This is a genomic window from Curtobacterium sp. MCJR17_055, from assembly GCF_003224335.1.
Taxonomy (GTDB): domain Bacteria; phylum Actinomycetota; class Actinomycetes; order Actinomycetales; family Microbacteriaceae; genus Curtobacterium.
Genome location: NZ_QKLF01000002.1, coordinates 660,145 through 683,949, shown reverse-complemented (window position 1 = coordinate 683,949; position 23,805 = coordinate 660,145). Strand labels below are relative to the sequence as shown.

General features: G+C 73.1%; 25 protein-coding genes. 9 read left to right on the top strand and 16 right to left on the bottom strand.

Going from position 1 to position 23,805, the window contains the following annotated elements; translation table 11 throughout:
* Window positions 1-17 precede the first annotated feature (17 nt).
* Window positions 18-866: a bifunctional 2-polyprenyl-6-hydroxyphenol methylase/3-demethylubiquinol 3-O-methyltransferase UbiG gene (locus DEJ16_RS07340; RefSeq protein WP_110825566.1), complete on the bottom strand. Its 849-nt coding sequence runs from the start codon at window positions 864-866 to the stop codon at window positions 18-20.
* A gap of 138 nt (window positions 867-1,004) precedes the next feature.
* Here DEJ16_RS07340 and DEJ16_RS15740 point away from each other — a divergent pair, with 138 nt between their 5' ends.
* The gene (locus DEJ16_RS15740; RefSeq protein WP_181419509.1) at window positions 1,005-1,166 is read left to right on the top strand and encodes a hypothetical protein; all 162 of its coding nucleotides are present in this window, start codon (window positions 1,005-1,007) and stop codon (window positions 1,164-1,166) included.
* A 67-nt stretch (window positions 1,167-1,233) separates the two neighbouring features.
* Here DEJ16_RS15740 and DEJ16_RS07335 read toward each other — a convergent pair whose 3' ends face one another.
* The gene (locus tag DEJ16_RS07335) at window positions 1,234-2,355 is read right to left on the bottom strand and encodes a LacI family DNA-binding transcriptional regulator (RefSeq protein WP_110825567.1); all 1,122 of its coding nucleotides are present in this window, start codon (window positions 2,353-2,355) and stop codon (window positions 1,234-1,236) included.
* Between the two features lie 131 nt (window positions 2,356-2,486).
* Between DEJ16_RS07335 and DEJ16_RS07330 the strand changes: the two genes are divergently transcribed.
* The 3 genes from DEJ16_RS07330 to xylB all read left to right on the top strand — a co-directional run bounded on the left by DEJ16_RS07330 (window position 2,487) and on the right by xylB (window position 5,981).
* Window positions 2,487-3,164, top strand: a complete 678-nt coding sequence (locus DEJ16_RS07330; RefSeq protein ID WP_110825568.1) for a TetR/AcrR family transcriptional regulator — start codon at window positions 2,487-2,489, stop codon at window positions 3,162-3,164.
* A 128-nt stretch (window positions 3,165-3,292) separates the two neighbouring features.
* Window positions 3,293-4,486 carry a xylose isomerase gene (xylA, locus tag DEJ16_RS07325; protein ID WP_110825569.1) on the top strand — a complete coding sequence of 398 codons (1,194 nt, stop codon included), beginning with the start codon at window positions 3,293-3,295 and terminating at the stop codon, window positions 4,484-4,486.
* Entirely contained in the window at window positions 4,479-5,981 is a 1,503-nt protein-coding gene (xylB, locus tag DEJ16_RS07320) for a xylulokinase (RefSeq protein WP_110825570.1), read from the top strand. The genes xylA and xylB overlap by 8 nt, the downstream gene beginning before the upstream one ends.
* A gap of 81 nt (window positions 5,982-6,062) precedes the next feature.
* On the opposite strand, the gene DEJ16_RS07315 is transcribed toward xylB, so the two are convergent.
* The gene (locus DEJ16_RS07315) at window positions 6,063-6,674 is read right to left on the bottom strand and encodes a helix-turn-helix domain-containing protein (RefSeq protein ID WP_110825571.1); all 612 of its coding nucleotides are present in this window, start codon (window positions 6,672-6,674) and stop codon (window positions 6,063-6,065) included.
* A gap of 67 nt (window positions 6,675-6,741) precedes the next feature.
* Between DEJ16_RS07315 and DEJ16_RS07310 the strand changes: the two genes are divergently transcribed.
* Window positions 6,742-7,701, top strand: a complete 960-nt coding sequence (locus tag DEJ16_RS07310; protein WP_110825572.1) for an NAD(P)/FAD-dependent oxidoreductase — start codon at window positions 6,742-6,744, stop codon at window positions 7,699-7,701.
* 42 nt (window positions 7,702-7,743) lie between these two features.
* On the opposite strand, the gene DEJ16_RS07305 is transcribed toward DEJ16_RS07310, so the two are convergent.
* The 3 genes from DEJ16_RS07305 to DEJ16_RS07295 form a co-directional block, all read right to left on the bottom strand.
* Complete coding sequence (locus DEJ16_RS07305) at window positions 7,744-8,181, bottom strand: DUF6314 family protein (protein WP_110825573.1); 438 nt, start codon at window positions 8,179-8,181, stop codon at window positions 7,744-7,746.
* Window positions 8,178-8,843 carry a pentapeptide repeat-containing protein gene (locus tag DEJ16_RS07300; protein WP_181419508.1) on the bottom strand — a complete coding sequence of 222 codons (666 nt, stop codon included), beginning with the start codon at window positions 8,841-8,843 and terminating at the stop codon, window positions 8,178-8,180. Before DEJ16_RS07300 ends, DEJ16_RS07305 begins: the two co-directional genes overlap by 4 nt.
* 94 nt (window positions 8,844-8,937) lie before the next feature.
* A complete protein-coding gene (locus DEJ16_RS07295) occupies window positions 8,938-9,420 on the bottom strand; it encodes a MarR family winged helix-turn-helix transcriptional regulator (RefSeq protein WP_258365856.1) in 483 nt (160 codons plus the stop codon).
* Window positions 9,421-9,535: 115 nt separating this feature from the next.
* On the opposite strand from DEJ16_RS07295, the gene DEJ16_RS07290 reads away from it, so the two are divergent.
* Entirely contained in the window at window positions 9,536-10,138 is a 603-nt protein-coding gene (locus tag DEJ16_RS07290; RefSeq protein WP_110825575.1) for a hypothetical protein, read from the top strand.
* 42 nt (window positions 10,139-10,180) lie between these two features.
* The gene (locus DEJ16_RS07285; protein WP_110825576.1) at window positions 10,181-11,185 is read left to right on the top strand and encodes a signal peptidase I; all 1,005 of its coding nucleotides are present in this window, start codon (window positions 10,181-10,183) and stop codon (window positions 11,183-11,185) included.
* Window positions 11,186-11,242: 57 nt separating this feature from the next.
* Here DEJ16_RS07285 and DEJ16_RS07280 read toward each other — a convergent pair whose 3' ends face one another.
* The 3 genes from DEJ16_RS07280 to DEJ16_RS07270 all read right to left on the bottom strand — a co-directional run bounded on the left by DEJ16_RS07280 (window position 11,243) and on the right by DEJ16_RS07270 (window position 13,726).
* Entirely contained in the window at window positions 11,243-12,103 is an 861-nt protein-coding gene (locus DEJ16_RS07280; protein WP_110825577.1) for a LamG domain-containing protein, read from the bottom strand.
* A complete protein-coding gene (locus DEJ16_RS07275) occupies window positions 12,100-12,984 on the bottom strand; it encodes a S26 family signal peptidase (protein WP_110825578.1) in 885 nt (294 codons plus the stop codon). The genes DEJ16_RS07280 and DEJ16_RS07275 overlap by 4 nt, the downstream gene beginning before the upstream one ends.
* Before the next feature lie 94 nt (window positions 12,985-13,078).
* Entirely contained in the window at window positions 13,079-13,726 is a 648-nt protein-coding gene (locus DEJ16_RS07270) for a hypothetical protein (RefSeq protein WP_110825579.1), read from the bottom strand.
* Between the two features lie 212 nt (window positions 13,727-13,938).
* On the opposite strand from DEJ16_RS07270, the gene DEJ16_RS07265 reads away from it, so the two are divergent.
* Window positions 13,939-14,412, top strand: a complete 474-nt coding sequence (locus DEJ16_RS07265) for a MarR family transcriptional regulator (RefSeq protein ID WP_309146407.1) — start codon at window positions 13,939-13,941, stop codon at window positions 14,410-14,412.
* A gap of 103 nt (window positions 14,413-14,515) precedes the next feature.
* Here DEJ16_RS07265 and DEJ16_RS07260 read toward each other — a convergent pair whose 3' ends face one another.
* The 6 genes from DEJ16_RS07260 to DEJ16_RS07235 form a co-directional block, all read right to left on the bottom strand.
* Entirely contained in the window at window positions 14,516-15,244 is a 729-nt protein-coding gene (locus DEJ16_RS07260) for a trypsin-like serine protease (RefSeq protein ID WP_110825580.1), read from the bottom strand.
* A 102-nt stretch (window positions 15,245-15,346) separates the two neighbouring features.
* Window positions 15,347-16,372 (bottom strand): NAD-dependent epimerase/dehydratase family protein, encoded by a 1,026-nt coding sequence (locus DEJ16_RS07255; RefSeq protein WP_110825581.1) that lies wholly within the window; start codon window positions 16,370-16,372, stop codon window positions 15,347-15,349.
* Window positions 16,369-17,574 (bottom strand): zinc-dependent alcohol dehydrogenase, encoded by a 1,206-nt coding sequence (locus DEJ16_RS07250; protein WP_110825582.1) that lies wholly within the window; start codon window positions 17,572-17,574, stop codon window positions 16,369-16,371. The genes DEJ16_RS07255 and DEJ16_RS07250 overlap by 4 nt, the downstream gene beginning before the upstream one ends.
* A gap of 120 nt (window positions 17,575-17,694) precedes the next feature.
* The gene (locus tag DEJ16_RS07245; protein WP_146232841.1) at window positions 17,695-18,537 is read right to left on the bottom strand and encodes a cytochrome c oxidase assembly protein; all 843 of its coding nucleotides are present in this window, start codon (window positions 18,535-18,537) and stop codon (window positions 17,695-17,697) included.
* A 91-nt stretch (window positions 18,538-18,628) separates the two neighbouring features.
* On the bottom strand, window positions 18,629-19,252 hold the full coding sequence (locus DEJ16_RS07240; RefSeq protein WP_110858043.1) for a DNA alkylation repair protein: 624 nt from the start codon (window positions 19,250-19,252) through the stop codon (window positions 18,629-18,631).
* Window positions 19,253-19,317: 65 nt separating this feature from the next.
* The gene (locus DEJ16_RS07235) at window positions 19,318-20,475 is read right to left on the bottom strand and encodes a peptidoglycan DD-metalloendopeptidase family protein (protein WP_110825585.1); all 1,158 of its coding nucleotides are present in this window, start codon (window positions 20,473-20,475) and stop codon (window positions 19,318-19,320) included.
* A 194-nt stretch (window positions 20,476-20,669) separates the two neighbouring features.
* On the opposite strand from DEJ16_RS07235, the gene DEJ16_RS07230 reads away from it, so the two are divergent.
* Window positions 20,670-22,562 (top strand): gamma-glutamyltransferase family protein, encoded by a 1,893-nt coding sequence (locus DEJ16_RS07230; protein ID WP_110825586.1) that lies wholly within the window; start codon window positions 20,670-20,672, stop codon window positions 22,560-22,562.
* Between the two features lie 79 nt (window positions 22,563-22,641).
* Here the strand turns inward: DEJ16_RS07230 and DEJ16_RS07225 are convergent, their stop codons facing one another.
* A complete protein-coding gene (locus DEJ16_RS07225; protein ID WP_110825587.1) occupies window positions 22,642-23,685 on the bottom strand; it encodes an NAD(P)-dependent alcohol dehydrogenase in 1,044 nt (347 codons plus the stop codon).
* Between the last annotated feature and the right edge of the window lie 120 nt (window positions 23,686-23,805).

Here is a 23,805-nt window from a genome sequence, read left to right as displayed (position 1 = left end):
CGCTCCCCGTCGCCGGGTCAGTCGCGGGTGGCGACGATCGTGTAGGTGGTCGGGATGCGGTCGCGGTCCTGCTCCGGCCACGTCCACGATCCGTCGCCGGTCTCCTCCATGCGGGAGCTGAAACGCCACGGCAGGGTCCGGCCCTCGTCGAGTCGACGGAGCCGGAGTCCTGCGCCGAGCAGGGCGTTCACGATCTCGGACAGCGGGTGCGGCCACTCGTACGTGCGGGGCTGCGACACGGTCCCGTCGCCGGCGTAGGTGGTCGCGTCCTCCCACTGCTGGGCGGTCCCGTCCGGGAAGTACCGGTGGCGGGTGACGAGCTCGTCGGCGTCCTCGTCCAGGGCGTACAGCGCCGGGTGGCCGTCGCGGATGAAGAACACCCCGCCGGGTCGCAGGAGTGCAGCCACCTGGGCGGCCCACCGGTCCAGGTCGGCCAGCCAGCAGATCGTGCCGATGCTCGTGTAGACGACGTCGAAGTCACCGGTCACCGCGGCGCGGGCGTCGAGGACGTCGGACTCGACCCACGTGACGTCGACCCCGGACCGCTCGGCCAGCACCGCCGCCGACACGAGCGCCGGGTGCGAGAAGTCGACGCCGGTCACGCGCGCTCCCTCCCGCGCGAGCGAGACGGTGTCGGTGCCGATGTGGCACTGCAGGTGGCAGACGTCCAGGCCGTCGAGGGACCGGCCGGGGAGCCAGGGCGTGAGCGCCGGCAGGTCCTCGCGGACGACGACCGACCGGTGGGCCGGGTCGGCGAAGGCGTCGCGCGCGTAGGCGCCCTCGTGGATCGGCACCCGGTCGTCCCAGTTCGCGCGGTTCGTGTCGCGGGCGTGCTCCCAGTCGACGTCGACGTGGTCCATGCTCATGCGCCCGACCCTACCGAGCAGGGCGGTCGCTCTCGACGGACCTCCGGACCGGGTCGGACGCCATCCGTGACGGAACGCCCTCCGAACACGTCATGAGGAGAGAGCCGGGCGACGGACCCGGACGACTGGAGGACATCGATGGCCGACCCGATCCCGACCGAGGACCGCTGCCCGAGCGTGTTCGACCGGTGGCGCTGTGGGCTCCCGCAGGGCCACGGCGGACTGCACGCGTGGACGGACGCACGCGGTCGGACGACCTGGAACGACACCGCTCAGGGCCGCCGGCTGCCGGACCTGTGAGCACCGGACGCGGCTCCCGCGGTGCCGCGTCGACCGGTCACCCCACCTGCGCGGCCCGCGCCGGCCGTCAGCGTCGGACGGGAGGCGCGTCCCGGGTCCCGGGACCGGGTGCGGCCGTGGAGTCGCGCACCACGAGCGCCGTCGCGAGTTCGACCCGGACCGGCCCGTCGTCGAGGTCCCCCACCGGCTCGGTCGCGCCCCCCGCGTGCTGGCGGAGCGCCATCCGTGTCGCCCGCTGGGCCATCTCCTGCAGTGGCTGCCGGATCGTCGTCAACGCCGGACGTGCCCACCGTGCCGGTGCCACGTCGTCGAACCCGACGACCGACAGGTCCTCGGGCACCCGCAGGCCGGACGCCCGAGCGGCGTCGAGCACGCCGAGGGCCTGCAGGTCGTTGCCCGTCACGATCGCGGTCGGTCGGGGCGCCGTCGCGAGGAGCACACGGGCTGCGCGCTCGCCGTCCGCGCGGCTGAAGTCGGCGACGACGACGTGCCCGGCCGCCCCGTCGTCGACCGCAGCCGTCCCGGCGGAGGTGGTCCGGGCCTCCCGTCCGGCCGCGGCGAGCGCCGCGCGGTGACCGGCCAACCGGTCCGCGGCGCAGCGCATGTCGAGGGGCCCGGCGATCGCGGCGATCCTGCGGTGCCCGAGGTCGAGCAGGTGCTGCGTCGCGGCCGCTCCCCCGGCGGTGTTCGTCGCGCCGACCACGGGGACGTCGGCGGGCGGGTCGCCGACGGGGTCGACGACCGTGAACGGGATGCCCCGCGCGCGGAGCTGGTCGCGTCGGCCCGCGGTGAGGGCGGAGAACTGCAGGACGACCGCCACCGGGCGGCGGTGCAGCACGCCGGTGATCCAATCCTCGCCGACGGCGTGGTCGGGGCCGAGCGCGGAGAGGGACAGCGCGTAGCCGTGCTCCCGGGCGACCTGCGCGACACCGCGGACGATCTCGATCGACCACTCGCTGGCCAGGTCCTCGACGACGAGCTCGACGAGGGACCCGGGCTCGGGCGGACGGTCCCGCTGGGCGTAGCCGGAGGCGGCGAGCAGGTGTTCGACGCGCTCCCGGGTCGGACCGGAGACACCGGGGCGGCCGTTCAGGACCTTCGACACGGTGGCGAGCGAGACCGAGGCCCGGCGGGCGATCGTCCCGAGGGTCGGCCGCGAGCCGGACCCGCCCGCAGCGTCGACGCCCATGCAGGGAGTATCGCAGCACGCGCAGTCGCTGCCCCGCCTACTGGGGCAGGCACCACCGCGGGGACCTTCGCCAGACTGATGGTGCACAGCCCCGTCCATCCCTGGGGGCCGAACGACGAACCGAGGCTGCGATGACCACCGATGCCCGCTCCGCCGACAGCGCCACCGGCACGGGGACCGCGGAGGACGAGCGCCTCGAGCAGGCACGCCTCCGCATCCGCATCGCCGAGGCCGCCATCGAACTCATCCGCACCGGCGACAGCCTGCACCTGACCGGTGACGCCGTCGCGGCCCAGGCCCGGATCGCCCCGGAACTGGTGCAGCGCGAGTTCCCGACGTGGGAGAGCCTGCTCGCCGTCGCCGTGATGCGGTGGCACGAGGTCCGCCTGCGGCCGCTGCTGGAGCACGCCACGGGGGACGGAGCCGTCGCGTTCCTGGAACGCCTGATCGCGGCGAACCTCGCCGACCCCCGCATGATGCGCCTGCTGGTCAGCAGCTTGACCGCGGGCGCGGACCCGCTGAACCCGGCGGCGCCGTTCTACCGGAACCAGTACGAGGCCTTCCACCGCACGGTCCGGCAGCTGTTGGACAGCGACGTCGCCACCGGACGGGAAGCGGCGTCGGTCGACACCGGGAGCGCCGCCGTGCAGCTGCTCGCCCTGTACGAGGGACTGCAGCTGCAGGGCATGCTCCGGCAGGGCCTCGACGTCCTGGCGGCGTTCCGGACGGCGACGACGGAGCTGCGCCGTGGCTGGGCCCTGCGCGGGCCGGTCGCCGGCGGTGGACTCGACGGCGTCTACGACCTCTGACGCCCGGCCGGGAGGCGCAGGGCGGGGCGTCGGCGCGCCTGCGGACCGTCGAGGGGTTGCGCTCGAGTCGGTACAGCGCATATGTTCTCGCTGACAACAAATCCGCTCGACGACGATCGGCAGACCCCATGGCAGTGCAGCCCACCCGCGACGACAAGTTCTCCTTCGGTCTCTGGACCGTCGGCTACAACGGCTCGGACCCCTTCGGCGGCCCGACGCGCCCCCAGCTCGACGTGGTCGAGGCGGTCGAGAAGCTCGACGAGCTCGGCGCCTACGGCCTCACCTTCCACGACGACGACCTCTTCGCGTTCGGCTCGACCGACGCCGAGCGTCAGACCCAGATCGACCGCCTCAAGGGCGCGCTCGAGTCGACCGGCCTCGTCGTCCCGATGGTGACCACGAACCTCTTCTCCGCGCCGGTCTTCAAGGACGGCGGCTTCACCTCGAACGACCGCGACGTCCGCCGGTTCGCGCTCCGCAAGGTGCTCCGCAACGTCGACCTCGCCGCCGAGCTCGGTGCCGAGACGTTCGTCATGTGGGGTGGCCGCGAGGGCGCCGAGTACGACGCCGCCAAGGACGTCCAGGCCGCGCTCGAGCGCTACCGCGAGGCCGTCAACCTCCTCGCCCAGTACGTCACCGACAAGGGCTACGGCATCAAGTTCGCCATCGAGCCGAAGCCGAACGAGCCCCGCGGCGACATCCTGCTCCCGACGCTCGGCCACGCGATCGCGTTCATCGACACCCTCGAGCGCCCCGAGCTGTTCGGCGTGAACCCCGAGGTCGGCCACGAGCAGATGGCGGGCCTGAACTTCACCGCCGGCATCGCGCAGGCGCTGTACTCGGGCAAGCTCTTCCACATCGACCTGAACGGGCAGCGCGGCATCAAGTACGACCAGGACCTCGTCTTCGGTCACGGCGACCTGCAGAACGCGTTCTCGCTCGTCGACCTCCTCGAGCACGGTGCACCGCAGGGCGGCCGCGCGTACGACGGCCCGCGTCACTTCGACTACAAGCCGTCCCGCACCGAAGACTTCACCGGCGTCTGGGACTCGGCCGCGGCCAACATGCGCATGTACCTGCTCCTCAAGGAGCGTGCCCAGGCGTTCCGCGCCGACCCCGAGGTGCAGGCAGCCCTCGAGGCGTCGAAGGTCACCGAGCTCGCGCAGCCGACGCTGAACGCGGGAGAGTCGTACGACGACTTCCTCGCCGACACCTCCGCCTACGAGGACTTCGACGCCGACGCGTACTTCGGCGGCAAGGGCTTCGGCTTCGTCAAGCTGCAGCAGCTCGCCGTCGAGCACCTCATGGGCGCTCGTGGCTGATCTCGCCTCCAGCGCGACCGACCCCGGTGACGTCCTCGTCGCCGGGGTCGACTCGTCCACGCAGTCCTGCAAGGTCGTCGTCCGGCGGGCCGCCACCGGCGAGGTCGTCCGCTCCGGCCGCGCGTCCCACCCGGACGGCACCGAGGTCGACCCCACCGCCTGGTGGGACGCCTTCGGCACCGCCGTCGCGGACGCCGGTGGCCTCGACGACGTCGCCGCGATCGGCATCGGCGGGCAGCAGCACGGCATGGTCGTGCTCGACGCCGACGGCCGCGTGATCCGCCCGGCCCTGCTCTGGAACGACGTCCGCAGCGCGGCCGCCGCCGCCGCGATGGTCGAGGAACTCGGCCGGGAGGCGTGGGTCGCCCGCACGGGTCTCGTCCCGGTGGCCTCGTTCACCGCCACGAAGCTGCGCTGGCTCCGCGACGCCGAGCCGGAGCACGCGGCCCGCGTCGCGGCCGTCGCGCTCCCGCACGACTGGCTGTCCTGGCGCCTCCGGGGCTACGGCCCGGCGGACGAGAGCCCGCTCGGTCCCGACCTGGACGCCCTGGCGACCGACGGTTCGGACGCCAGCGGCACGGCTTACTGGGACCCGGCCCGCCGCGAGTACGACCCGGAACTGTTCGAGCTCACCCTGGGCCGTCCGCTGCGCGGGGCCGAGACCGGTGACGACGGCGACGCGGTGATCGTGCCGCGCGTGGTCGCGCCGTCCGAGGCGATGGGCACGCTCGAGCAGGACGTCGACCTGCCGGGCGGTGCGCAGGCCTCCCGCGGGCTCGTCGTCACGGCGGGCGCGGGGGACAACGCCGGCGCCGCGCTGGGCCTCGGCCTGGCGGCGGGCGACGTCGCGGTGTCCCTCGGGACGAGCGGCACGGTGTTCGGCGTGACCGACACCGCGATCGAGGACCCGACGGGCACGGTCGCCGGGTTCGCGGACGCCACGGGTGCCCGCCTGCCGATCGTCACGACGCTCAACGCGGCCCGCGTGCTCGAGGTGGTCGGCGGCCTGCTCGGCGTCGACCACGCCGAGCTCGGGCGGTTGGCACTGCAGGCGCCGGCCGGTGCCGACGGGCTCGTCCTCGTGCCGTACTTCGTCGGTGAGCGCACGCCGAACCGACCGGACGCCACCGCGTCGCTGCTCGGCATGACGCCGGCGACGACGGACCGGGCACACCTGGCCCGGGCGGCGGTCGAGGGCATGCTCTGCGCCCTCGCCGACGGCCTCGCCGCGGTCGAGCGCACGGGTGTGACGGTCGAGCGACTCCTGCTCATCGGCGGTGCCGCACAGAACGAGGCCGTCCGGGTCGTCGCCGCGCAGGTGTTCGGCCGCGAGGTCCTCGTGCCGGAACCGGGCGAGTACGTCGCCGCCGGCGCTGCCCGTCAGGCCGCGTGGGTCGTCACCGGGTCACTGCCCGGCTGGTCGATCCCGACCACGGCGATCCCCGCGGACCCGCACCCCGAGGTGCTCGAGCGCTACCGGGCCGCCGTCGGCTGACCGCGGAGCGCACGTCGGCGGCGGGGCGCAACGCGATGACGTTGCGGCTCGCCGCCGCCGTCGTGTCCGGCTTCCGTGCCCTCAGCCAGCCCGCGGGCTGGACCGGACGTGCGCCCGCTCCCCCTGCGGCCCGTACAGGCAGAGCACCTCGGTGACCTGGTCGGTCACGTTGCCGACCCAGTGCGGGGTGTGGGTGTCGAACTCGACGACCTCGCCCGGGCCGAGGTCGAACACCTCGTCGCCGAGCGCCAGTCGGAGCCGACCGGACAGCACGTAGAGCCACTCGTAGCCCTCGTGGGTCTTCAGCGTCGTGTCCGAGCCGTGGTCGTGCGGCTCGATGAGCTGCTTGAACGAGCGCACGCCCCCGGTCCGCTTCGTCAGGGGGATCACGACACGGCGACCGTGCCGCTCGGGCTTGAGGTGCACCCGGGGGTCCCCGGTCGCCGGTGCCCCGACGAGGTCGTCGAGCGGCACCTGGTACGCGCGGGCGAGCGGCAGCAGCAGTTCGAGCGTCGGCTTCCGCTGGCCGGACTCCAGCCGGGACAGGGTGCTCACCGAGATGCCGGTGCGCTCCGCGAGCGCGGCGAGGGTGGTGCCCCGTCGCGTACGGAGCGCCCGGAGCCGTGGGCCGACCGCGTCCACGACGTCGGCCGTCGTCGGCTCCGTGGGGCGGGCCTCCCGTGCGTGTGCCATGCCCCCATGTTGCCATGCCGGCAACGGAGCTTGCCACCGACGATCCGCTCGGCAGAGGATCCCCCCCATGTCCGAACTCCATGACGTCATCGTCGTCGGCGGCGGTGCCGCCGGCCTGTCCGCAGCGCTCATCCTGGGGCGCTCGCGCCGCTCCGTGCTCGTCGTCGACGCGGGCGAGCCGCGCAACGCCCCCGCCGAGGGCGTCCACAACTACCTGGGCCAGGAGGGCACCGCACCCCTCGACCTCGTCCGCGTCGGCCGAGAGGAGGTGGCCCGCTACGGCGTCACCGTCACGGACGGGAGGATCGTGGCCGCGTCCGCCGCGCCCGTCACCGAGGACGACCCGGTCGGGTTCCGGCTCACCCTGGACAGCGGCGAGGTCGTCGCAGCACGCCGCGTGGTCATCGCCGGCGGTGGCGTCGACCTGCTGCCGGACGTCCCCGGACTGGCCGAGCAGTGGGGCCGCGGGGTCGTGCACTGCCCGTTCTGCCACGGGTGGGAGGTCCGCGACCGACGGATCGGCGTCCTGGTGACGACACCGGCCGGAGCGCACCAGGTGCAGATGTTCCGGGCCCTCAGCGAGGACGTGACGGCCTTCGTGGCCGATCCCGGCACCGTCGACGACACCGTCCTCGCCGGTTTCGCCGCACGGGGGATCACGGTCGTCCACTCCCCCGTCGCGCGAGTGCTGTCCGACGGCGACCGGCTCAGCGGCGTGGAGCTGCCGGACGGGTCCGTCGTCGGACTCGACGCCCTGGCGGCCGCGAGTCGTGTCGAGGCCCGGGTCGACTGGGCCGCGGGGCTCGGACTGGCGCCCGTGGACCAGGAGGCCAACGGGACCCGGTTCGGCCGGGTCCTGGCCGTCGACGCGCTCGGGAAGACCGACGTCCCAGGCGTCTACGCGGCCGGCAACGTGGCGAACGCGATGCTGACGGTCATCGGCTCGGCGGCAGCGGGCACGCAGACCGGGGCCGCGGTGCACGGGGACCTGCTGCAGGCAGACGTGGCGGCGGCACTGCGGCGCTGATCGGTCCGGCCGCGTGGCTGCGGCTGCGGCGGTGCACCGGCGTCACCGCGTCGGCGTCAGCACGCTGTCGAGCACCAGGTCCTTGGCCGGACCACGGGCCTCCCACCGGACCCGCCACCGCTCGGGCGTCCCGGTGAGGAGGCCCGTGTAGTCGTCCGGCGCACAGGCGTGCTCGACGCGGTCACCCCACGCCCAGTCGTGGAACGGCCGGCCGTCGGCGAAGTGCACGTACCACCGGTCACCGGTGCCGCGTCGGACGGACAGGGTGCGCCACACCGGCGTCTCGGTGGCGCCGAAGACCATCGTCCCCGCCTCGTGCCAGCGCACGGACCCGTCGTCCTCGGCCGTCAATTCGGTGGAGCCGGTCACCGTGCCCGTCACCCCGGCGAGGCGGTCGTGCACCGTCCGGTGCAGGTCCCACCACCCGAGCAGGTCGGTGGGCAGCAGCAGTGCCGGGGCGGACGCCTCGGTGGCCGTCACTCGACCCGGTACCCGGCCTGTGCGGCGAGCAGCGGCGCGAGCGTGTACAGCTGCTCGCCGCCGATCGTCGCACCCCGCAGCCCGTCGAGCCGCTCCACCCGGTCGAGGTCGGCGCCGCGGAGGTCCACGTCCTCGATGCGGGTGTCCGCCCCGGCGACCTCCCGGATCGTGCTGCCCGGGAAGGCCACGCGCTGCAGCCGGGCGTCCGCGATGTCGACCTCGTCGATGACGCAGTCGCGGAACACCACGTCGGTGAGGACCGACGCGCGGAGGTTCACGAACCCGAGCTTCATGCCGATGAACTCCACCGCGCTGAAAGAACTGTCGTACAGCTCGGCCGACCCGATCCGCCCGCCGGCGATCCGGACCTCGCGCCACGCGCCGCTCTGAGCGCGGAGCACGGGGGCGTCCAGCACCTCGACCACGGTGTCCCGGATGCGGAGCCCGCGCAGGTCGGCGCCGTCGGCCCGGAGGGTCCCGACGACGCACTCCTCGAGCTCCAGGTCGGGCAGCCGCTCCCCCGCCACGTCGAGCAGGTCGATGCGCTTGCCGTCGATCCGGTCACCGGTCAGCACGTCCCCGGCTCCGGGCGACCACGGCTCGAGGTCCGCCGGTTCGGTCAGGGTGATGCGGGGCGCCGCGACGCCGGTCTTCCGTGCCATGCCCCCAGTCTGCCGCGGACGGACGACCGCGGGGTCGGGCACCGGGATCGAGACGTCGGGATCCTCAGACGTCGTGTCCTCGGACGTCGTTTCCTCAGAGGTCGGTGTCGTCCGAACGGGCGGCTGCTCGCAGAGCGTCGGCCATCCGTCCGGTGAAGTCGATGAACAGCTCGAAGGACTCGGGGGCAACGGCACTCTCGAGCACCTGGCGGTACGCGGCCCGCACGGACCCGAGGACCGCGACCGCGTCGAGCGTGAGCTCGATGCGGACGCTGCGCCGGTCATCGGGGTTCCGGACGCGGTCGAGGAGTCCCTGCCGGGTGAGCCGGTCGAGGAGCGCGGTCACGGCCCCGGTCCCCATCTCGAGGTACCCGCCGAGCTCCTTCGGCGTGCGGTCGTCGTCGACCGCACCGAGGAACTGCAGCGCGCGGAGGTCGACCGGGTTCAGGCCGTGCCGGACGGCGAGGTGCTGCATGAGGTGCGCGTGCTCGACCTGTGCGCCGTAGAGGGTCGCCACGGCCTCGTCGAGGAGACGGTCGAAGTCGGCGGTCGAGGGGCGCCGAGGAGGTGCGGTCACAAGGCGACCCTAGTCGACATCCGTTCATCACGGAGATTGACAAACTCGAAAATCGAGGCGTACAGTCGTAGATGCCTCGAAAATCGAGGTGACACGATCAGGATGGAACCCGGAAATGCGTCGCCCTACCCGCACCCTCGCTCGCTTCGGCACCTTCGCCGTGATCCCCGCCGCGCTGCTCGCCGCCGGCGTCGCCGTCTCCACGGCGAGCTACTCGGCCTTCTCGGCGACCTCGTCCGACGGTGCCGACAACTGGTCGATGGGCACGGTCGCGTTGACGAACGACGCCTCGAACGGCGCGCTGTTCTCCGCGTCGAACCTGAAGCCCGGGTCCACCGGCACGAACTGCATCGCGGTGACCTCGAGCGGCAGCCTGCCGAGCGCCGTCCGCATGTACGCGAAGGACGTCACCCAGACCAAGGCCCTGGCCTCGTCCGTGACCCTGCAGGTCAAGCAGGGCACCGGCGGCGGCTACGGCACCTGCGACGGGTTCACGGCGGCGACCGGGACCGACGGCACTCTCTACGACGGCTCGCTCGCGTCCTTCGTGTCGACCCGGAAGGACTACGCGTCCGGCCTCGGGACGTGGAAGACCGCGGGCACGAAGCCCGAGACGCGGACCTTCCAGATCACGTACACCGTCTCCCCCGACGCACCCGCGACCCTCATGGGCGCCACCGCCAGCCTCGGCTTCACCTGGGAAGCCCAGAACCTCTAGTCCCTGCCCACCACCGCACGCCCACCGGACAGGAGGATCGGCATGCGCTCGTCGTCGTGGCTCCGGTTCACGGTCGTGCTCGCCGCTCGTGGCGTCATCGCGGCACTCGTGGGCGTCGCGTTCTGGGGCATCGCTCCGCTCGCACTCGGGTGGCACACCACCACCGTGATGACGGGCTCCATGCAGCCCACCCTGCTGCCCGGTGACGTCGTCGTGAGCAAGCCGGTCCCGGCCCACGACCTCCGCGCGGGTCAGGTGCTGCTCTTCCCGGACCCCGACCACGCCGGCGTGCTGCGCCTGCACCGCCTCCACGACGTGGACGCCCACGGCGAGCTCGTCACGAAGGGCGACGCGAACCCGGAGGCGGACTCGACCGCCGTCGCGCGGTCCTCGGTCGTCGGGGTCGGCTACCTGCGTGTCCCGTTCGTCGGGCTCCCGGTCGTCTGGGCCGCGGAGCACCGGACCGTGCCCCTCGTCGCACTGGCCGCCGGGATCGTCGTGCTCGCCGGCTTCGCCGTGGTGCCCGCCGTGCGCACCCGCACCGACGCCCCGACCGACCGGCTCCCGCGCCACGGCCGTCACCGTGCCGCACGTCCGCGCCGCCCCCGCGCCCGCGCCCGGGCCGTCGTGGTCGCGGCGACGGTGTGTGCCGTCGTCGGGGTCGCACTGCCCGCACCCGCAGCGGCCGCTGCCTTCGCAGCGACCACGACCACCGAGGCCAGTTCGATCACCACCGCGGTCGCCACCCCGGTGACCGGGCTCACCTGCACGAACGTCGGCAACGCCGCGGTCGACGTGGGATGGACCTACTCCGGGGTCGCACCCGAACACTTCACCGTCCTGGTCGACGGGGCCGCGAGCGGGATCAACACCGCTGCGGGCGAGCGGGACGTCACGCTCGGCGCGTCGGACTTCTTCGTCTGGAAGACGTCGACCATCAGCGTGCGCACCGACCTCACCGACACGTGGACGGCCACGTCGCCGTCCACCGTGCGGATCACCACGATCCGGCTGTTCGGACTCGGCCGCACCTCCTGCGCCCGCTGACGAGCCCGGTCGAACGCCGGTCCACGGCCGACCCCGGCGTCAGCGTCAGCGTCAGCGTCAGCGCCCGGCGGCGTAGTGGCTGCTCACCTGTGCCGCGGTGAGCACGGAGTTGTAGACCGCAGCGAACCGCATGGAACCCGTGAAGTACGGGTTCGCCGGCGCTCCGGGCCAGCCGGAGATCGTGTCGTACCCGATCCGCCAGTACCCGGTGTAGTTCTCCGGCGCCGTGTAGTTCGCGTTCGAGGCGACGAGCGCGCCGTCGACGTACAACCGCATGCCGGTCGTGGCGGACATCGTCGAGACGACGTGGTGCCACGCGCCGTCGTTGTAGGACTTCGGCGAGGTCACCACCTGCGTGGCCCCGTTGTAGGCGCCGAAGACGAGCTGCCCGTTCGTGTTGAGGTAGACCTGCCGGTCGTGCTGGCCGGAGACGGTGACCTGGCTGCCACCGAAGCCGATGAGCAGGCCGCCGGCCACCGAGGTGCGGAACCAGACCTCCTCGCTGAAGGTCACGGGGTTCCGCTGCGCCGCGGGGGTGGAGAGGAAGTCGGACGCTCCGTCGAGGAGCCACGCGGTCCCGGGGTCGCGGGGGCAGGCGATCGGGCTCGGGGTGCTCGCGGTCATCCCGCCCTGGTAGGTGCCGTTCGCGCCCTTGCCGGAGAAGTCGGCCGCGGTCGTCGAGCCGGACGGCTCGGTCAGCTTGTACGCGAAGAGGGCATTGCTGGCGGTGGCGTCGAAGCCGACCGCACCGGTGCAGGTGTTCGACGCCGCGGTGCCGGCGGAGTTCGACCCGTTCGTCACCTTCGCGCTGAAGCCCGAACGGGTCGGGGCGAACTGGTTGACGAGGAGGACGACGGCGAGTGCGACGACCAGCAGGAGCGCGACGACCTTGCCGTCGCGGAGACGACCGGGGTTCACGAGGGCCGCACCGTCTGCACGCGTCCGACCACCAGGCAGAGGACGAGCGGGACCAGGCAGGCCGCGACGAGCAGTGCCCAGCCCGCCGGGTCGAGGTCGATGCTCGACACGAGCTGGTAGTGACCGTGCCGGTTGAGCTCGGTGATGGTGACCCGCCCCACCTCGCCGTCGACGAGGTGCACGGCGTTGCCGCCGACCGCGTCGACGCGGACGGGGAAGATCCCGGAGGAGACGACGGTCGCCTCGACCGAGCCGGGGGACGTGCTGTTCGAGATCGTCGTGACGTTGACGAAGGGCTTGAGCAGGAAGGCCGCGTACGAGACCGTGAGCGAGCCGCCGGCGATGCGCAGGCTGCTCCGGGTGACCCGGTCGGTGAAGGCGCTGGTCAGGCCCCAGATGAGGAGCGTCCCGACCAGGAGGACCGGGGCGGCCTTGAAGAGCCAGCCCAGGTGCGGGACGAGCAGGACCGGGGCGCCGACCAGGTCGTCCTGGGTCAGGGTCCACGGGTCGGCGGCGCCGTTCACGTCGCCCCGGGCGCGGATGCCGCCGTCGGGGTCGATCTCGATGATCCGGTGGGTGTACACGACGTCGGGGTTCGCGGCGACGCTGTACGAGACGATGTCGCCGACGCGGAGCGACGAGGCCTGCACGGGCATGTCGAGCACGAGCGTGCCGACCGGGGCGGTCTCACCCATCGACGGCGTCTCGACGACGAACCAGCGGCCGCCGTTGGTGAGGAACAGCATCGCGGCGGTCAGGAGGACCGCGGCGACGACGGCGACGGACCAGGCCAGGACGGACTCGGAGCGGCTGAACGTCCGCCCGCGCAGGAGCGGCCGCGGCAGTGTCCCGCTGAGCGGGATGGCCGAGGTCTGGCTCATGTGCTGCTCCGTCCTGGTCGGTGTCGGTCACGGGTGATGGCGACGCTCGACCGTAGGGGGGTCGGTCGAGCGTCGCCGGTCTGGGCGGGGCGGATCAGGCCGTGAAGGTCCAGGTCATCGGGACCGAGGCGGCGAGGCCCTGGTAGGTGTTGCCGGCCGAGGAGTCGAGCGTGACGGCGAAGTTGAAGGGGACGCTCGCACCGGCGGCGGGAGCGGTGGGCAGCGAGATCGCGGTGGCGCCCTTGAAGCTTGCGAGGGTGCCGGAGAAGACCGTGGTGGAGCCCGAGGTGATGACGAGGTTCATCTTCGCGCAGAGGTCGGTCGCGGTGCCGTTCGACGTGCCGTTCGCCGTCTGCGTGCAGGTCGCGCCCGGGGTCAGCGTGAAGGTGTTCGCGGCGGCGGTGCCCGTGTTCTTGATGGTGATCGGGGTGTTGACCGTGTTGCCCGGGGTCATCGTCGTGCTGCCACCGAACTTGTTGATGGTCGAACAGGTCGCCGAGTTGGTGGAGACCGAGCCGCCGTCGGTGCTGAGACAGGTGACCGACGCGTTGGCGTTCTGCTCCTGCATGATCAGCGTGCCGCTGGCGGCGGTGTTGCTGCTGTTCGTGATGCTCGCGGCGAACCCGGAGAGGGTGCCGGTGAGCGAGAGGGACAGGAGCACGGCGGCGAAGATGCCCGCGAGGAGCGCAACGGGGGCGAAGCGGAGGCGCTTCAGCGGGGAGGTGCGGAGCGGGTTGGACACGGGGTACCTCGATGTTCGGTGAGTCGGTGTGGGGGTGCAATCTTTCGGAGGAGTGATTGCTTGATGATTAAGATAATGACCGGTTGAGCCAGATGGAAGCCCGAGTTCGCCCCCAGAGCGGGGGCCAGGGCAGGACGGGAGGCGCGACGGCGTCCGGCACGGTCGTGTCGGCCCGGTACTCTTCCGCAACGAGCGAGGGGCGGGACCAGGTGGTGACGGGACAGGACGAGGACGGCGCGACCGACCTGATGGCCGCGTTCGACGCGGTCGTCCGCGCGAACGCGAGCCTCGTCGGGCAGTTGAGCGCCCGTGCCGGCGTGCACGAGAGCGGCCTGCGCGCGCTGGTCCTCGTCAGTGACACCGGGTACTCCACCCCGACCGAGGTCGCCGGGTTCCTGGGCCTGACCTCCGGCGCCGTGACGAACCTGATCGACCGTCTGACGTCCGCCGGTCTGCTCGAACGGACCCCGAACCCGAACGACCGTCGTGGGTCGCTGCTGCGCCTCCGTCCTGCGGGCGAGGAGGTCGTCGGCGACTACCGCCGTCGCTACGTCGCGATGCTCCGCGCCGTCGACACCCGGCACCGCGGTGACCTGCACGCGGTCCTCAACGACCTGGCGACCGGCCTGTACGAGCAGGCGGCGACCGCGGCACCCACACCGGGGACGGACGACGCATCCCGCTGACCGCCGGTCCGTCCTGACCGCACGCTCCCCGCACGACGACGGGCGCCACGGTCGGTGGGGACCGTGACGCCCGTGTGTCCGTGCGGGTCGGAATCCGTGCGGTTCAGACGCCGGCCGTGCTCCGGATCCACGAGGACGCCTGCGCGAGCAGGGCGTAGTTCGACCCGGCGCGCGTGTTCGCCCCCGGGTCGGCGCTGTCACCCGTCGAGCACACGCCGACCACCTTGCCGTTGACGATGAGCGGTCCACCGGAGTCTCCGTGGTTGGACGCTCCCGTGACGCCTGTGACGTGCTGCGCGCGACCGCGGAAGGCGTCGGTGCTCGCCCCGGTCAGGGACACGGTCGCCTGGTACAGCCCGTCGGACTGCACGGCGTCCGCACGCAGGCCGTAGCCCTGGATCGTGCCGGTCCCGCTCGACTTCGCGGTCGCGGTGAGGTCGAGCGGCGTGTACGAGGACAGCGCGTACGCGGTCCGGAGGTGCACCAGCGCGATGTCGCCGGCGGGCGCGGCGGTCACCCGGTCCACGGCCACGGGGGTCCCGCGGTTCACCGTCGAGTTCGAGTGGTACACGTTCATCGCGCCGATGCCGTCGATGCAGTGTCGGGCGGTCAGGACCCACGACGCCGTGATCTGTTCGCCCGTGCACGTGCTGACGTACCCGGCGGGGATGTCGCCGCCCGACGCCTCGAGCTGCACGACCGACGAGGTCGCCGGCGCCCGCTCGCCCCCGACGACCTTCGTCGACGCGGGGAGCGCCGACGCCGGGGCTGCGGTGAACAGTCCCGCGGCGATCACGGTGGCCGCTACCGCGGCGGTGACGGACTTGTGCATGTCGACTCCTTCGTCGATGGGGAACGAGGCAGTTGCACACCGCAACTGCCTCGTATCCTCACCCCCGTCGGAGGGGCATACCAGTCCGCTCTTCAGCGGACCTCAGCCGCGCAGCGGCGGCGTCTCCGGCACCCCGTGCCCGTCGGCGAACCCGGCCACCAGGTCACGCATGGCGTCCTCGGCACTGTGCCGGGCCTCCCAGCCGAGCACCTCACGCGCACGGTCTGTCCGCATGATCGGCACGCCGGCCGCGATGTCCACCCAGCCCGCGTCGGTCGGCTGCAGGCGCAGCCGCCAGCTCAGCGTCACGAACGCGCGCACGAGCCGCAGGGGCACGCGGACCGCGCCGAGCATCCCGAGCACCCGGGCCATCCGCGGCGGAGTGAGCACGGGCGCGGCGGCGACGTTGAACGCGCCGCCGGCCGTCCGGTCGATCGCGCGCCAGAAGGCGTCAGCGAGGTCGTCGGCGTGCACGGCCTGGAACACGAAGGGGTACGGCAGGGGCAGCACGGCGAACCGCAGCAACCGGACGGCGCGCATCGGCACGAGGTGGCCGAGGAACAGCCCGCGGATCTCGGCCGCGGCGTCCCGCTGGAAGACGAGCCCCGGGCGCATCCGCGTGACGACCACGTCCGGGTGCTCGCGCTCGAACACGTCCATCGCGCGCTCGTTCTCGGCCTTGTGGACGGAGTACGTGGCGGTCGGGATGCCGTCGGCGGGCCAGCTCTCGTCCACCGGGGTGCGCTTGCCGGCCACGTCCACACCGCGGTACGCGCCGACGGACGAGGCGACGACGACCTGCGGCACGCCGGCCGCGGCGACGGCGGCGAGCACGTTCGCGGTCCCGGTGACGTCGGTGCGGTGCTGCGCCGGGATGTCGTGCGTCGGCTGCAGCGCCCAGGCGAGGTGCACCACGGCGTCCGCGCCGCGGAAGACGGCGACCAGCCGGTCCACGGCGTCGACCGCGCCGACGTCGACCGTGTGCCAGAGCGCGGCGTCGTAGGGCTCGGCCCGCAGGTCGGGCAGTCGCCGGGCGACCCCGACCAGGTCGGCGCCGGCGTCCCGGAACCGTCGGAGCAGTGCGCTCCCGACGTTCCCGGTCGCGCCGACGATGACGACCCTGGTCATGCCGCGGCCGAGGAACCCGCGGGCAGCGCCGGGTCGAGGACGACCTTGATGCAGCCGTCCTCCTTCTTCTGGAAGACCTCGTACATGTGCGGGGCGTCCTCGAGTGAGACCTTGTGCGTCGTCAGGTCGAGCGTGCCGAGCGGGTCGGAGGAGTCCTCGACGAGCGGCATGAGGTCGTCGACCCAGCGGCGGACGTTGCACTGGCCTTCGCGGATGGTGATCTGCTTGTCGAACAGCGTCATCATCGGCATCGGGTCGGCCATGCCGCCGTAGACACCCGAGAGCGAGACGGTGCCGCCGCGGCGGACCAGGTCGATCGCGGTGTGCACGGCGTCGAGGCGGTCGACACCCGCGGTCTCGATGGCCTTCTGTGCGAGCTTGTCGGGCAGCAGGCCGGCGGCGCGCTGGGCGAACCCGGCGGCGGGGTTGCCGTGTGCCTCCATGCCGACGCCGTCGACGACGGCGTCCGGGCCGCGGCCGTCGGTCAGGTCCACGAGCTCGGCGACGAGGTCCTTGGACAGGTCGAACGTCTCGATGCCGTACTTCGCGGCGAGGTCACGGCGCACCTGCTCCGGCTCGACGGCGAGCACGCGGTAGCCCAGGTGCTTGCCGATGCGGGCGGCGAACTGACCGACCGGACCGAGACCGAGCACCGCGAGCGTGCCGCCCTCGGGGACGTCCGCGTACTGCACGGCCTGCCAGGCGGTCGGGATGATGTCGCTCATGAACAGCCACTGCTCGTCCGCGCCGGTGTGCGGCACCTTGATGGGGCCGTAGTCGGCGTGCGGCACGCGGAGGTACTCGGCCTGGCCGCCGGGGACCTGGCCGTACATCTTCGTGTAGCCGAACAGGGACGCACCGCTGCCGTACTCGGTCACCTGGGTGGTCTCGCACTGCGACTGGAGCCCGCGCTCACACATGTAGCAGTGGCCGCAGGAGATGTTGAAGGGGACGACGACGCGGTCGCCGACCTTCAGGTTCGTGACGGCGGAGCCGACCTCCTCGACGATGCCCATCGGCTCGTGGCCCAGGACGTCGCCCTTGTCGATGTACGGGCCGAGGACGCGGTACAGGTGCAGGTCGGAGCCGCAGATCGCCGTGGAGGTGATCCGCACGATCGCGTCGGTCGGCTCCTGGATGGTCGGGTCGGGAACGGTCTCGACGGACACCTTCTCGGTGCCCTGCCAGGTCAGTGCGCGCATGTGAGCGCTCCTCTCGTCGCGGCGGGGCCGGACGGGAGGCCCGGCACGCTCCGTCCATCGGTACGCCTCCGCCGCGTGGCGCCTCCCAGCGTGGGTCGGTCAGCGCACCGGACGGGCGGGTCAGACCTGCTGACCGGAGCGGACCTGGTCCGTCGACGGCACGGGCCCTGCCGGCCGTGTCCTGCGCGCCGTCAGGACGTCCTGCTCCTCACGGGCGGCACGCTCGTCGCGGCGACGCTCGGTGGCCAGGACCGCGCCGAGCACGAGGGCGTACAGCACCGCGCCTCCGGCGAGCGCGGCAGCGGCCGAGGGCACCTGGTCGGCAGCGATGCCGGGGACCCCGTCGACGGCCATCAGGACCGCCTCGGCTCCGAGGACGGCGGTCGACAGGGCGAGCACGGCGACGCGGAGCCAGCGCGGGCTCCGGCGGATGCCCGCGGACACCCCGACCACCGCGGCGGTGAGGAGCAGCCCGACGAGCAGGAACCCGATCATCACGACGGAGTGCAGCCCCGGGTCGCGGGTGGACTCGGCTGCGGTGGGCCCGGTGTACAGCAGCCACGACGCACCGACGGCGAGGACCGCGGCGACGACCGGGAACGCGAGCGCCTTGGTCAGCGGGTTGCCCGCGAGTCGTCCGAGTCGCTGCAGCGGCACCGGTTCGAGCGTCCGGCGGGCGAGCGTCACGGGGGACCCGAGCACGAGCAGCACGGGCGCGACCATGCCGATGACGACGTGGCCGAGGACGTGCGTGGTGAGGTCGTGGTTCCCGGCGTGCCCGAGTGGTCCGACGAGCACCGCGGCCACGGCCACGAGCCCGGCGATCCAGGCGACCGTCCGGGGGATCGGCCACGCCGGCTGGCCGCGACGCCGCTGTCCGGCCGCGCCGACGACGTACACGGCGCCGGCCAGGGTGAGGGCGATGAGGGTGAAGGTCCCGAGCATGCCGCCGTGAGAGTGCACCAGAGGGCTCCTGTCGTCGTCGGTCCATCCTGTCGGAGACCGGTGCACCGTGTTCGGCGCGGTGCGCTCCTGCGACGGGTACCGGGCCGGTTCAGGCGCGGAGTCGGTCCCGGTCGGCAGCGGCGAGGTGCTCGGTCGCGGTCTCGAGCGCCGCGCGGCTCAGGGCGCGCCCGTGCCGGTCGAGGAACGCCACCAGGGCCTCCTCGGACGCCCGTTTGCCGGTCTCGCGGAGCACCCACCCCAGGGCGGACTGCACCACCTCGCCACGCTCCCGGACGAGTCGCCCGGCCAGCCCGAGCGGGACCTCCGCGTCGCCCTGCTTCACGAACGCCAGGGTGGCCACGACCGCTGCCCGCCGGACGAGCGCCACGTCCGACTTCGCGAGCGCGTACAGCGGCCCGGTGGACCCGCCGAGCAACGGGACGCCGACGAGCTCCTCGGCGGCCAGGTCGACGAGCGCCGGGTCGTCGATGCGTTCCGCCCGGAGCGCCGACAGGAACTCGTCGGTCAGGTCCGCGTCGGCGTGCTGCCGTGCGGCCTGGACGAGCATGACGACCGCGACGGTCCGCCCACCCGGGTCGTCGCTCCACAGCAGTGCCGACCGCTCCCCCGGGTCCAGGTCCGCGAAGCGCCGTGCGATCCGGCGCGCGGCGGCGACGTCACCCGGGGTGCGCGCGAACGCGGCGAGGACGTCCTCGGCGGTGGGATGTGGCATCCCCTCCACCCTACGACCGGGACCCGGCGGGACCGACTCGGCAGGATCGGCCCGACGGGACCGGGTCAGCGGAAGTGCAGCACCGTCAGCGGGTCCTTGAGCGTGCCGTTCACCCGGGTCTCGACGTGCACGTGCGGGCCCGTCGACTGCCCGGTGTTGCCCGACTTCGCGATCTCCTTGCCGACCGAGACCACCTGCCCCTGCGTGACCTCGATCTCGCTGAGGTGCGCCGTCAGCACGGTCGTCAGCCCGTAGGTGACGACGATGTAGTTGCCGTAGCTGGCGTGGTTGCGGACCACCGAGGTGACCGTGCCCCGCCCGGACGAGTACACCGGCGTGCCGACCGGCACGACCGCGTCGGTGCCCTGGTGGTAGCGCGGGACGTGGCCGGCACCGCGGTCGTCGCCGTAGCGGCCGGAGATGCGCGTCGTCTTCACCGGCCAGCGCAGACCCGTCACCGGACGCGACGACCAGATGCGGGTGTCCGCGGAGCCGTAGAGGACGACGTTCGAGTCGACCTGCACGAGCAACTGCGCCGGGCCCTTCCCGGAGGTCCGCGTCGACCAGAGTGCACGACGGCCGTCCGCCGAGTAGACGACGAGGTTGCCGTCGGGCTGCAGCGCCGTGTAGGCGCCCGGGTTGCCGAAGGTCTGCGAGGACCAGACCGCCGTGCCGCTGACGTACTGCACGAGGTTGCCGTCGGCCTGCATCGTGAGCGTGCGGGGCGAGGCGGCGCTCGCACGGAGGGTCGTGCCGGCCGCGAGGGTCCCGCCCGAGGTGATGCGGTTCTGGAAGGTCGCGATGCGCCAGAACATCCCGTTGCCGACCTTCCGCATGCGCAGTTCACCGTCCGCCCGGACGCCGAAGTCCTTGGCGGCACCGCCACCCGATCCCCACTGCGCCACGACCCGACCGTTCCGGACCATCGTCAGGTACCCGTCCTTCTGGACGACGACGGTGGCCCCCGGCTGGTTGGCCGTGTTGGAGGCCCAGAGCACCGCGTTGCCGATGCCGTACTCGACGAGGTTGCCGTCACCCTGCAGGACGAGCCGGAACTGCCCGTTCGTGGAGTTGACGGAGTCGCCGGGCTGCAGTGTGGTCCCGGCCTTGACGGCGCTCGTGTAGGTGGCGGCCTGCGCCGGCGCCGCCACCGCGACGAGTCCCGCGGCCGCGATCGCGACGGCGGTGACGGCCGCGGCGAAGCGTGCTCGTGCCCTGATCATGCGTGGTGTCCCTGCTCGTGGTGCGACCACCGCGGGCGCCGAGCGCCGGCGCGGTGCGTGTCCTGATGTGGCACGTCCCTGTACGCGCCGACGGTCAAGGTTCGCAGCCGGAACCGGTTGCGGGTATCCCCAGGACCGGGGGCGTGCGCGACAGCTGTCGGTGTGCTCGCCCGCCCCGGGACAGGATGGGACGCATGCTCCCCCAGCCGAACCCCGCCTTCGTCCGACCGTCGGCCGACCGGACGCGACCCGACCTGCAGGGCACGTTCGGCATGACCGCGTCGACGCACTGGATCGCCACGGCCACCGCCCAGTCCGTCCTGGAGCGCGGCGGGAACGCGTTCGACGCCGCCGTCGCCGGGGCCTTCGTCCTGCACGTGGTCGAACCGCACCTGAACGGCCCGGGCGGTGACCTGACCGCCGTGTTCGCCACGGCGGCCGATCCCGCGCCCGTGGTCCTCGTCGGCCAGGGACCCGCCCCGGCAGCGGCCACCCCCGAGCACTTCCGCGCCGAGGGACTCGACCTCGTGCCGGGCGCCGGCGCGCTCGCCGCGGCCGTCCCCGGCGCGGTGGACGCCTGGCTCCTGCTGCTGCGGGACCACGGCACGTGGGAACTCGCCGACGTGCTGGCCCCGGCGATCGGGTACGCCCGCGACGGCCACCCGATCAGCGCGGGCGTGGTCCGGACGATCGGCGCGGTCGCCGACCTGTTCCGCGACCACTGGCCGACCTCCGCCGAGCGGTGGCTGCCGGGAGGCGCGCCCCCCGTCACCGGGGACGTCGTGTGCAACGAGCCGCTCGCCGCGGTGTTCGACCGCCTCGTCGACGCGGGGGCCGGCGCGGGCGACGAGGCGGTCGGTGGACGGGCCTCCCGGATCGACGCCGCCCGTCGGGAGTGGGCCGAGGGGTTCGTCGCGACCACGATCGACGCGTTCGTCCGGCAGCCGCACCGGCACTCGTCCGGCACCGACCACGCCGGCGTCATCCGAGCCGGTGACCTCGCCGCGTTCCGGGCGACCACCGAGCCGGCGACGACGGCGACGTTCCGCGGCCACACCATCGCGAAGACCGGGCCGTGGGGGCAGGGTCCGGCGCTCCTGCAGACCCTGCGGATGCTCGAGCCCCTCGACGACGAGCGCCTGGACCCGTCCACCGAGCTCGGTGCCCACACGATCGTCGAGGCACTGAAGCTCGCGATGGCCGACCGCGACGCGTACTACGGGGACGGCACGGTCCCGCTCGACGCCCTGCTCGCCGACGCCGCCGTGGCCGAGCGTCGGGCGCTCATCGGGGACACCGCATCGGACGCGTTCCGTCCCGGCTCCGTGCCGGGCGTCGAGCCGGCCCTGCCGCCGCTCCGGACCTCGTACGTCGTGACCGGTGCGGCCGGGGTCGGCGAGCCCACCGTGCCCGGCGCCCGGCGTGGCCCGGTGGACGAGCGTGCCGAGGTACCGGTGGAGGACCGCGGCGAACCGTTCGTCGCGCCCGACGGTGACACCCGCGGGGACACGTGCCACATCGACGTCGTCGACCGCTGGGGCAACATCGTCAGCGCGACGCCCTCCGGCGGCTGGCTGCAGTCGTCGCCGACCATCCCGGAGCTCGGGTTCTGCCTCGGTACGCGGCTGCAGATGACGTGGCTCGAGGAGGGCACCGCGTCGACCCTGCGCCCCGGCGAGCGGCCCCGCACGACGCTCACGCCGACGCTCGTCCTCCGCGACGGTGTCCCCGTCGCCGCCCTCGGCTCGCCCGGTGGCGACCAGCAGGACCAGTGGCAGCTGCTGTTCCTGTTGCGCTGGATCGTCGGTGGGTACACCCCGCAGCAGGCGATCGACGCGCCCGCCCTGCACACGACGTCGTTCCCCGGCTCGTTCTGGCCGCGGACGTGGGACCCTGCCGGCCTGGTGGTCGAGGACCGGCTCGGCGACGACGTGGTCGCCGGTCTGGAGGCGCGCGGGCACGTCGTCACGCGCGCCGGCGACTGGAGCCTGGGTCGGCTGTGCTGCGTCACCCGGGACCCGTCGACCGGGGTCCTCGGTGCTGCGGCGAACCCCCGCGGGGCGCAGGGGTACGCGGCGGGGCGCTGAGTTCGGTGGTGGGCCAGCCCCGCCGCCGGGCCGACGCCGGCGGCTGCGGTCGGGGAGGCCTCGACCGCAGCGGCTGCGGTCAGAGCGTCGGGACGACCACCGCGCGGCCGGACAGCTCGCCGGCCTCGAGCTTGCGGTACGCCTCGAGCGCGTCGGCGAGGGCGTACCGCTCGACGTCCGGCTCGATCTGCCCCGCGCGGTACATCGCGACGACGTCGTGCAGGTCCTCGATGGTGCCCCAGTAGGTGTTCGTGATCGTCGACTCGTACGGCGTCGAGAAGAAGTTCCACTCGGTGGTGCCGCCGGCGATGCCGACCACGGTGCAGCGCCCGCCGACGGCCATCGACGCCTGCGCGGTCTTGATGGTCGGGGGCGCACCGACGAAGTCGAACGCCGCGTCGACGCCCTTGCCGCCGGTGATCTCACGGATCCGCGCGACCTGGTCGTGACCGCCGGGGACGGTGATCGCGCCGCGCTCGGCAGCGCGCGCCATGGCGTCCTCCTTCATGTCCGTCGCGATGACGGTCGCGCCGGTCAGCGCGGTGAGGATCTGCACGGCGATCTGCCCGAGGCCGCCCAGACCCACGACGAGCGCGTACTTCCCGCCGCCGGCCAGGTTCGGCAGGGAGTTCTTGACGGCGTGGTACGGCGTGAGGGCCGCGTCGCTCAGGGGTGCGGCCGCGACGGGGTCGGCGTCCCCGAGCGGTACGAGGTTGCGGGCGGGGACGGTCACGTACTCCGCCATGCCGCCGTCGCGCCCCAGGCCGATGGCCATGTACGGGTTCGTGGCGGCGTTCTCGCAGTAGGTGTCCTGCCCCTTCGAGCAGTACCGGCAGTGCCCGCAGCCGACCGGCCCGTAGACCAGGTACGCGGCGCCCTCCGCGAAGCCGGTGACGCCCTCCCCGACGGACTCGACCCAGCCGGAGTTCTCGTGTCCGAGGACGAACCCGGGCCGCTGTGCGCCGGGCTGCCCCTCCTGGAACTCGCGGTAGACGGCGACGTCGGAGTGGCACGCACCGGCACCGGCGACCTTGAGGAGCACCTCCCCCGGCCCGGGCGTGGGCTTCTCGACCTCGGTGAGGGAGGGGAACGTCTGGTACTGCTCGAACACGACTGCACGCATGCCGCAAAGCTACACCTGTCGTCCATCTCGGCGGAGCGGGTGCGGGGGCCGTGGGACGAGCAGCGGTGGCATCCTGCGTCCCGCCTGTGCATCGGTTGCGAGAACGGTCGTTCTCCGGTT